Here is an 8,550-nt window from a genome sequence, read left to right as displayed (position 1 = left end):
CCCTCCCCCACCCCAATCCGCCGCACCGCCGGAAACAACACATCCGCCAACGCCACGTTGTCCCGCTCCGGTTGCTGCCACCCGGCATTGGGCCCGTACCGCTCCACATCCCCGTAGTCGATGTGCGGCTGGGTCTGGAAACCGGCCCACTTCCCGCCCGCCACCGCCGAGTTGAAGCGCTCGGCCAGGGCGAAGTCCCGTGCCAGGCCCGCCTCCGCCGCGTCCGCGAGGTCGTTCGTCGCGGCCCGGCCCTGCGCCGCGTACAGCAGGTTCGTGAACTCGGCCCACCGCAGCGCGTACAGGTTGGCGGTCGCCAGCACCTCGTACCCGACGAGTTCGAACCACGCGTCCCGCACCCCACCCCCCGGCAACCGCCGCTCGATCCGCTCGGCCCGCCGCCCCAGCTCCCGCCACTCCTCCGTGACCCGCTCCAACTCCCGGTGCCCGAAGGCGAACGGCGTCTGCCGGTCGTCGTACACCACCCGGCCGTCGACGAGAGTGATCCGCCGGTTCAGCAACTCCGGTTTGCGGCGCGCCTGCAACTGCCCGTACGTCGCCAGCACTTCAGCGATCTCCTGCGACTGCCCCGCCCCGAAGTTCTGCCGTGCGTACCGGAGTTCCCAGCCCGGAAGCTCGTCGACGTCCCAACGCTCTGGATTCCAGGCATAGTTGAGGAAGAACTCGGTCGGGAGCTCGTTCCCCTTCAGGTCGCCCACGTTCGCGACCCACAACCCCCGGTTCCCGTACGCGTGGGCCGCGTGCAGTTGCTCCCACACGTTCCGCAGGTTCGCCGTGTCCACCCACTTGTAGTTCCGCCCGGCGCCCACATAGTCGAAGTGGTAGTACAGCCCGTAGCCCCCGACCCGCCCGGGCTCAGCGGGATCCGGGTGCTTGCGGACGTTCCCCCAGTTGTCGTCCGTCAGGACGACCGTGACGTCGTCCGGCGCCCTCAACCCCCGGTCCCAGTACCGCTGCACCTCCTTGTACAGCGTCCACACCTGCGGGGTCTCCGCCGCCGGCCGGCCTGTCACCTCCTCGATGATCCGCCGCTGTGCCGCGATGATCTCCCGCATCAACTCGACACCGTCACCGTCCGGGAGGCTCGTGTCGCCGTTCCCGCGCATGCCGAGCGTGACGACGCCCTCGAAGCCCTGGTCGACCATGCGCTGCACACCGGCCCGCCAATAGGCCCGGATCGCCGGGGAGTTGAGCCGGTACGACCACTCACCCGTCCCGCCGTACGGATCATGCCCCGGCGTCACGATCGCGCCGGAGGAGTCCCGGACGGCGGCCACGGCGTGCCGGTTCCACTCCTCGATCCCCCGCATCATCGGCGCCTCATGAGACGTGCCCATGACAACCCCGTACTCCGAAGCACGCCGGTGGTTCTCCGGATCGTCCTCCGCGAACGCCCGCCCCCACACCGCCGGCCAGAGGTAGTTCCCCTTCAGCCGCAGCAGCACCTCGAAGACCCTGCCGTAGAAGTCCGCGGTGAAGCCGCCCGGATACCCCGGCGCCCTGCCCGGCCCGAAGTACGCCGGCGCCCATGTCCCCAGCGCCGGGTTCTCGTCGTTGATGAAGAAGCCGCGGTACTTCACCACCGGCGTGCCCTGCGAGTACCGCCCCGGCCGCACCCACACCTCGTCCCGATGGGTCGGCAGTACGTCGTCCCACCAGTGCCAGGGCGAGACCCCGATGCCGTACGACACGTCGTAGACACCGAAGATCGTGCCGCGCGGGTCGCTCCCCGCGACGACGAACGCCCGCTCCACCCCGGGCATCGGCCGTTCGACCACCGTCTGGAGCGAGGTCTCCCATCTGCCCCGCACCCCGGAGACGTCCAGTTTCCCGGCGGTCACGAGTCCGTCGATCAGCGCGCTGCGGCCGATCGTGCCGACCAGCACCACCTCTCGCGCGAGCACCCCACCGGGGCGTAAGCCGGTGACGCGTTCGATGTCGTCGCGAAGATCCCCTGCCACCCGTACGACTCCGGGGTGATCGTCCGGATCCACCAGGACTGGGGCGCCGACGAGGGGGAAGGCACCCGCCGTACGCGAGAAGGAGATGTACGCACCCGTGTCCAGGGGCCGCGGGACCCCCGACGACAGCACCGGCACCGCGGCAAGTCCCGCGCCCAGAACGGCTCTTCGGCTCACGCGCTCGCCCATGACTCATCCCTCCGAAGCGAATTTGCTCAGCGGCATGACAAATGGTGGGGCGAGGGGAAGGAGGGGGCAACGGGTCGTACGCGCCGAATAGTTTCGTAACGGCGGCCCCGGGACGGCAAAGGGGCCCGTACGACCGAAGTCGTACGGGCCCCTCTGGAAACTGCTACCAGATCAGATCGGAACTACTTGTTGATCTTGGTGACCTGGCCGGCGCCCACCGTGCGGCCACCCTCGCGGATGGCGAACTTCAGGCCCTCTTCCATGGCGACGGGCTGGATGAGCGAAACCGTCATCTCAGTGTTGTCGCCCGGCATGACCATCTCGGTGCCCTCGGGGAGGGTCACGACGCCGGTCACGTCCGTGGTGCGGAAGTAGAACTGGGGACGGTAGTTGTTGAAGAACGGCGTGTGACGGCCACCCTCGTCCTTGGACAGGATGTACGCCTGGGCCTCGAACTCCGTGTGCGGGGTGACCGAGCCGGGCTTGATGATGACCTGGCCGCGCTCGACGTCCTCGCGCTTGATGCCACGGAGGAGGAGGCCGACGTTCTCGCCCGCCTGGCCCTCGTCGAGCAGCTTGCGGAACATCTCGATGCCGGTGACCGTGGTGGTGGTCTTCTCCTGCTTGATGCCGATGATGTCAACGGTCTCGTTGACCTTCAGGACACCACGCTCGATACGGCCGGTGACGACCGTACCGCGACCGGTGATCGTGAAGACGTCCTCGACGGGCATGAGGAACGGCTTCTCGGTGTCACGCGGCGGGGTCGGGATCGCCTCGTCGACGGCGGCCATCAGGTCGAGGACCGTCTGGCCCCACTCCTTGTCGCCCTCGAGCGCCTTGAGCGCCGAGACCTTGACGACCGGCAGGTCGTCGCCCGGGAACTCGTACTCGGAGAGGAGCTCACGGACCTCGAGCTCGACGAGCTCCAGGATCTCCTCGTCGTCCACCATGTCGGCCTTGTTCAGGGCGACAACGATGTACGGAACGCCGACCTGGCGGGCCAGGAGCACGTGCTCCTTGGTCTGCGGCATCGGGCCGTCGGTGGCCGCGACCACGAGGATGGCGCCGTCCATCTGCGCCGCACCCGTGATCATGTTCTTGATGTAGTCCGCGTGACCGGGGCAGTCGACGTGGGCGTAGTGACGCGTCTCGGTCTGGTACTCGACGTGCGCGATCGAGATCGTGATACCGCGCTGGCGCTCCTCAGGAGCCTTGTCGATCTGGTCGAAGGCCGAGGCCTCGTTCAGGTCCGGGTACGCGTCGTGCAGCACCTTGGTAATGGCGGCCGTGAGGGTCGTCTTACCGTGGTCGATGTGACCGATGGTGCCGATGTTGACGTGCGGCTTAGTCCGCTCGAACTTTGCCTTCGCCACTGGGGTCCTCCTGCGGAGTGGTTCTGGTACGCCTTACTCATCGGCGCCAGGTGATCTTTGCTGGGATGCCGCCCGCCGGGCTCTGCCCTCCCGGGTGAGCCCCGGCGGTCGGTGTCAAGCCTAAAGCGTGTAAACGGTGTGTGTTACTCGCCCTTGGCCTTCGCGATGATCTCCTCGGCGACGTTCCTGGGAACCTCGGCGTAGGAGTCGAACTGCATCGAGTAGCTTGCGCGACCCGAGGTCTTGCTGCGGAGGTCGCCGACGTAGCCGAACATCTCCGAGAGGGGCACGAGGCCCTTCACGACGCGCGCACCGGCACGCTCCTCCATGGCCTGGATCTGACCACGGCGGGAGTTGATGTCGCCGATGACCTCACCCATGTAGTCCTCGGGCGTGGTGACCTCGACGGCCATCATCGGCTCAAGGAGCACGGGGGACGCCTTGCGCGCGGCCTCCTTGAAGGCCTGCGAACCGGCGATCTTGAACGCCAGCTCGGAGGAGTCGACCTCGTGGTAGGCACCATCGAGAAGCGTGACGCGGACGCCCGTCATCTCGTAGCCGGCGAGGATGCCGAACTGCATGGCCTCCTGCGCACCGGCGTCCACCGACGGGATGTACTCCCGCGGGATACGGCCACCGGTGACCTTGTTCACGAACTCGTACGCCGGGCCGTCGGACTCGGTGATCGGCTCGATCGCGATCTGCACCTTGGCGAACTGACCGGTACCACCGGTCTGCTTCTTGTGGGTGTAGTCCACGCGCTCGACGGCCTTGCGGATCGTCTCACGGTAGGCGACCTGCGGCTTGCCGACGTTGGCCTCGACCTTGAACTCGCGCTTCATACGGTCGACCAGCACCTCGAGGTGCAGCTCGCCCATACCGCCGAGGATGGTCTGGCCGGTCTCCTCGTCCGAGTGAACGTGGAAGGAGGGGTCCTCCTCCGCGAGACGCTGGATGGCAATACCCAGCTTCTCCTGGTCACCCTTGGACTTGGGCTCGATGGCGACCTGAATGACCGGCGCCGGGAAGTCCATGGACTCCAGGATCACCGGGTTCTTCTCGTCGCACAGCGTCTCACCGGTGGTGGTCTGCTTCAGGCCCATGACGGCGACGATGTCGCCGGCGCCCACCGCGTCGATCTCCTCACGCTTGTTCGCGTGCATGCGGTAGATCTTGCCGATGCGCTCCTTCTTGCCCTTGACGGAGTTCAGCACCGCGGTGCCGGTCTCCAGGCGGCCCGAGTAAACCCGGACGAAGGTGAGCTTGCCCAGGTGCGGGTCGCTCATGATCTTGAACGCGAGCGCGGACAGCGGCTCTTCCACGGACGGCTTGCGCTTGACGACGACCTCGGGGTCCTTGACGTCGTGGCCTTCGATGGCCTCCACGTCGAGGGGGGTCGGCAGGTAGCGCACGACCGCGTCGAGCAGGGGCTGGACGCCCTTGTTCTTGAACGCGGTGCCACAGAACACCGGGGTGACCGTGATGCCGTTGGACTTGCCGGACGCGATGGTGACGCGACGGATCGCGGCGTACAGCTGCTCCTCGGTGGGCTCCTGGCCCTCCAGGAACAGCTCCATGATCTCGTCGTCGTTCTCCGCCACGGCCTCGACGAGCTTGCCGCGGTACTCCTCGGCGGCCTCGGCGTGCGTGGCCGGGATGTCGACGACGTCGTACATCTCGCCCTTGGCGGCCTCGGCGGACCACACGAGCGCCTTCATGCGGACCAGGTCCACAACGCCCTTGAAGTCCATCTCGGCACCGATCGGAAGCTGCATGATCAGCGGGACCGCACCGAGGCGGTCCTGGATCATGTCGACGCAGCGGTGGAACTCCGCGCCGGTCCGGTCGAGCTTGTTGACGAAGCAGATGCGCGGCACGCCGTAACGGTCGGCCTGACGCCACACCGTCTCGGACTGCGGCTCGACACCCGCGACGCCGTCGAACACGGTGACGGCACCGTCGAGGACGCGGAGCGAACGCTCCACCTCGACGGTGAAGTCGACGTGCCCGGGGGTGTCGATGATGTTGATCGTGTAGTCGTCGTCCTCGAGCGGCCAGTGACAGGTGGTGGCAGCAGAGGTGATCGTGATGCCACGCTCCTGCTCCTGCTCCATCCAGTCCATGGTGGCAGCGCCGTCGTGGACCTCACCGATCTTGTAGCTGACGCCGGTGTAGAAGAGGATCCGCTCTGTGGTGGTCGTCTTACCCGCGTCGATGTGAGCCATGATCCCGATGTTGCGGACCTTGGCCAGGTCAAGTGAAGTGGTAGCCATAAGGCTTCGGTCTTCTCTCGGTCTCGATGTGGGCTGCGACTACCAGCGGTAGTGCGCGAAGGCCTTGTTGGACTCGGCCATCTTGTGGGTGTCCTCGCGCTTCTTGACGGCCGCACCGAGGCCGTTCGAAGCGTCGAGAAGCTCGTTGAGCAGACGCTCGGTCATGGTCTTCTCGCGACGGGCGCGGGAGTAGCCGACCAGCCAGCGCAGCGCGAGCGTGTTGGCGCGACCGGGCTTGACCTCGATCGGAACCTGGTACGTCGCACCGCCGACTCGGCGGGACTTGACCTCGAGCGTGGGCTTGATGTTCTCCAGCGCGCGCTTCAGCGTGATGACCGGGTCGTTGCTGGTCTTCTCGCGCAGGCCCTCCATGGCGCCGTACACGATGCGCTCGGCGGTGGAGCGCTTGCCGTTCAGCAGCACCTTGTTGATCAGGGAGGTGACAAGAGGAGAACCGTAGACCGGGTCGATGATGACCGGGCGCTTCGGGGCGGGGCCCTTACGAGGCATTTTCTACTTCTCCTTCTTGGCGCCGTAGCGGCTGCGGGCCTGCTTGCGGTTCTTGACACCCTGGGTGTCGAGCGAACCGCGGATGATCTTGTAGCGAACACCGGGCAGGTCCTTCACACGACCGCCACGCACGAGCACGATGGAGTGCTCCTGCAGGTTGTGTCCCTCACCCGGAATGTAAGCGGTGACTTCGATCCCGCTGGTCAGACGCACACGCGCGACCTTACGCAGGGCCGAGTTCGGCTTCTTCGGGGTGGTCGTGAACACACGCGTGCAGACGCCGCGACGCTGGGGCGAACCCTCGAGTGCGGGCGTCTTGTTCTTCTCGACCTTGTCCTGCCGGCCCTTCCGGACCAGCTGCTGGATCGTAGGCACTACTTCTCCGGTTTCTGTGTGCCGATGGTGAAGCTAACCTGGAACGTCGCCGACCCACGCGGTCGGGTGTGTCGGATCCCGCAGACTTTCGCCGGTAAGCAAAAGGGGCGCGGATCGCGGTGGCCGGTGTCGGCTCCCTTAGTGCGGTTCAAGGCACGCACGGGAGCCAGGGCACACCCCAGGCACAAGGTAGGAGCGTACCTACCTCATTCGCTGCGGTCAAAACAAATGGGTGTCACCCACGGCTCGGCAGGGAACATGCCGAAGCCGCACCTCCTCCGCGATCTTCAAATCTACGGCTCGAAGCGGTCGGCCGGAGGGCTCGGAGCCCTCGGCCGGGGAGCGCGGAGACCTCGGCCGGACGGCGCGGAACCCTCGGCAGGGGATCGCGGAGACCTCGGCCAGAGGACAGGGAACCTTCGACCGGGGGGGGCGCGGAGCCCTCGATCGGACGGCACGGAACCCTCGGCCGGGGGACGCAGAACCCCAAGCCGGGAGTCGCGGAGCCCTCAGCCGGACGGCACGCAACCTTCGGCCGGGGGACACAGAACCCCAAACCGAGGGGACGCCGAGTCCTCAGCCGGAGGACGCGGAGGCCGCTATCAGTCCCAGCAGGATCAGCAGCGCCCAGCCCGCGATGGAGAGCCAGCCGAAGACCAGTCCGGTCAGCGCCATCCCGTCACCGGCCTCGTCGGTCCGGCGCAGCTCCGCGCGGGCGGTGTGACCGAGGACCACCGCGGGGATGCCGGTGAGCCCGAGCGTCGGCACGGTCAGCAGGCCGCAGACCAGCGCGCCGACCGCCTTGCCGTTGGTCCGCGGCACCGGGGACGGCAGGAACGTCGGCGGCACCGGCCGGAAGCCCATCGGCGGCCCCTGGACGGCCGGCGATGTCTGCGGACCCTGGGGCAGATCGGCGACCAGGAGCATCAACTCGCCCACCGTGCGGGCGTCGTAGGCCCGGGCGACCCGCTTCTCCAGCTCGTCCTCCCGCAGCCGGCCCTCCGCATAGCCCGCGCGGAGCACGTCCACGGCCCGCTCGCGGTCGGCGGTGGCGGCCAGCATCGAGGCCCCGCCCTGTCCCGGCGACGGCTGGTGCGGCCACTGCCCCTGCCACGGTGTCGGGTACGACACGGAACACCTCCCCCGGCGCCGGAGACCGAATGCCTCCATGATGCTCCAACGCACCGAAATCGGCACCGGTTCCCCACCGATGCCGATCGATACCGAAAGAGGACCGCCACCCCGCTCCCTAAAGAAGAGAGGAGAGCGGGGTGAGCGGGGTCAGCGGGTACGGCGGGCGGTGCGTTCCGCGGCGAACACGTCCTCCAGGCGGAACAGCTGCGCGCGGCCCGCCCGCCCCGCCGCCCGGAGCCGGCCGAGCTGGACCCACTTGCGGATGGTGGCGGGCGCGACCCCGGCCTCCTGCGCGGCGAGCGGCCCGGGGATCAGCGTCGGCGGCCCGGTCCTCGCCGTTGTCGTCATCCTCGTTGTCGTCATCCTCGTTGTCGTCATTCTCGATGCCGTCATCGTCGGTGTGCTCATCGGCTCCACTCCCCCTCGTCCCAGGTGTGCCGGTAGGCCGGGTCGTCGTGGCAGCCGCAGTCGGGCGCCGAGCAACGGCAGGCCGGGTTCACACAGAGCACCGCGCCCCGGTCCGGGAAGGCCCGCAGCGACACCGAGTCGCACCAGGGGCAACGGCCCGCCACCCGTACGACGGTCTCGGTGTCCCCCAGCGCGCGGGCGCACCGCCGCGCCATCCGCCGCGTCTCGTCCCTCACATGCGCCGCGAGTACGGCGTCGCCGGCGACCTCGTCGAGCAGCCCCGCGATCCGCCGCAAGCGCTCGGGC

At 67.9% G+C, this 8,550-nt stretch carries 7 protein-coding genes and 1 pseudogene; all 8 read right to left on the bottom strand.

All coding sequences use genetic code 11. The features are described from left to right. A partial coding sequence (locus tag JHN63_RS42705) for a glycosyl hydrolase 115 family protein (protein ID WP_200690516.1) occupies window positions 1-2,168 on the bottom strand: 2,168 nt, incomplete at its 3' end. Window positions 2,169-2,350: 182 nt separating this feature from the next. Further along, window positions 2,351-3,544: an elongation factor Tu gene (gene tuf, locus JHN63_RS42700; RefSeq protein ID WP_019055493.1), complete on the bottom strand. Its 1,194-nt coding sequence runs from the start codon at window positions 3,542-3,544 to the stop codon at window positions 2,351-2,353. Window positions 3,545-3,687: 143 nt separating this feature from the next. Further along, window positions 3,688-5,817: an elongation factor G gene (gene fusA, locus JHN63_RS42695; RefSeq protein ID WP_200690515.1), complete on the bottom strand. Its 2,130-nt coding sequence runs from the start codon at window positions 5,815-5,817 to the stop codon at window positions 3,688-3,690. 39 nt (window positions 5,818-5,856) lie between these two features. Beyond that, window positions 5,857-6,327 carry a 30S ribosomal protein S7 gene (gene rpsG / locus JHN63_RS42690; protein WP_005481264.1) on the bottom strand — a complete coding sequence of 157 codons (471 nt, stop codon included), beginning with the start codon at window positions 6,325-6,327 and terminating at the stop codon, window positions 5,857-5,859. A gap of 3 nt (window positions 6,328-6,330) precedes the next feature. Beyond that, complete coding sequence (gene rpsL, locus JHN63_RS42685) at window positions 6,331-6,702, bottom strand: 30S ribosomal protein S12 (protein ID WP_003948652.1); 372 nt, start codon at window positions 6,700-6,702, stop codon at window positions 6,331-6,333. A 576-nt stretch (window positions 6,703-7,278) separates the two neighbouring features. Next, window positions 7,279-7,833, bottom strand: coding sequence for a DUF1707 and DUF4190 domain-containing protein (locus JHN63_RS42680; RefSeq protein WP_200690514.1), 555 nt, complete (start codon window positions 7,831-7,833; stop codon window positions 7,279-7,281). A 150-nt stretch (window positions 7,834-7,983) separates the two neighbouring features. Then, window positions 7,984-8,184 carry a hypothetical protein gene (locus JHN63_RS42675; protein WP_200690513.1) on the bottom strand — a complete coding sequence of 67 codons (201 nt, stop codon included), beginning with the start codon at window positions 8,182-8,184 and terminating at the stop codon, window positions 7,984-7,986. A gap of 56 nt (window positions 8,185-8,240) precedes the next feature. Continuing rightward, window positions 8,241-8,550 (bottom strand): annotated as a pseudogene (locus JHN63_RS42670) (hypothetical protein); the annotation flags it as partial.

Source organism: Streptomyces sp. MBT65, from assembly GCF_016612545.1.
Lineage (GTDB): Bacteria > Actinomycetota > Actinomycetes > Streptomycetales > Streptomycetaceae > Streptomyces.
The sequence above is the reverse complement of the archived record's forward strand: the minus strand, read 5'-3'. Positions and strand labels throughout refer to the sequence as shown.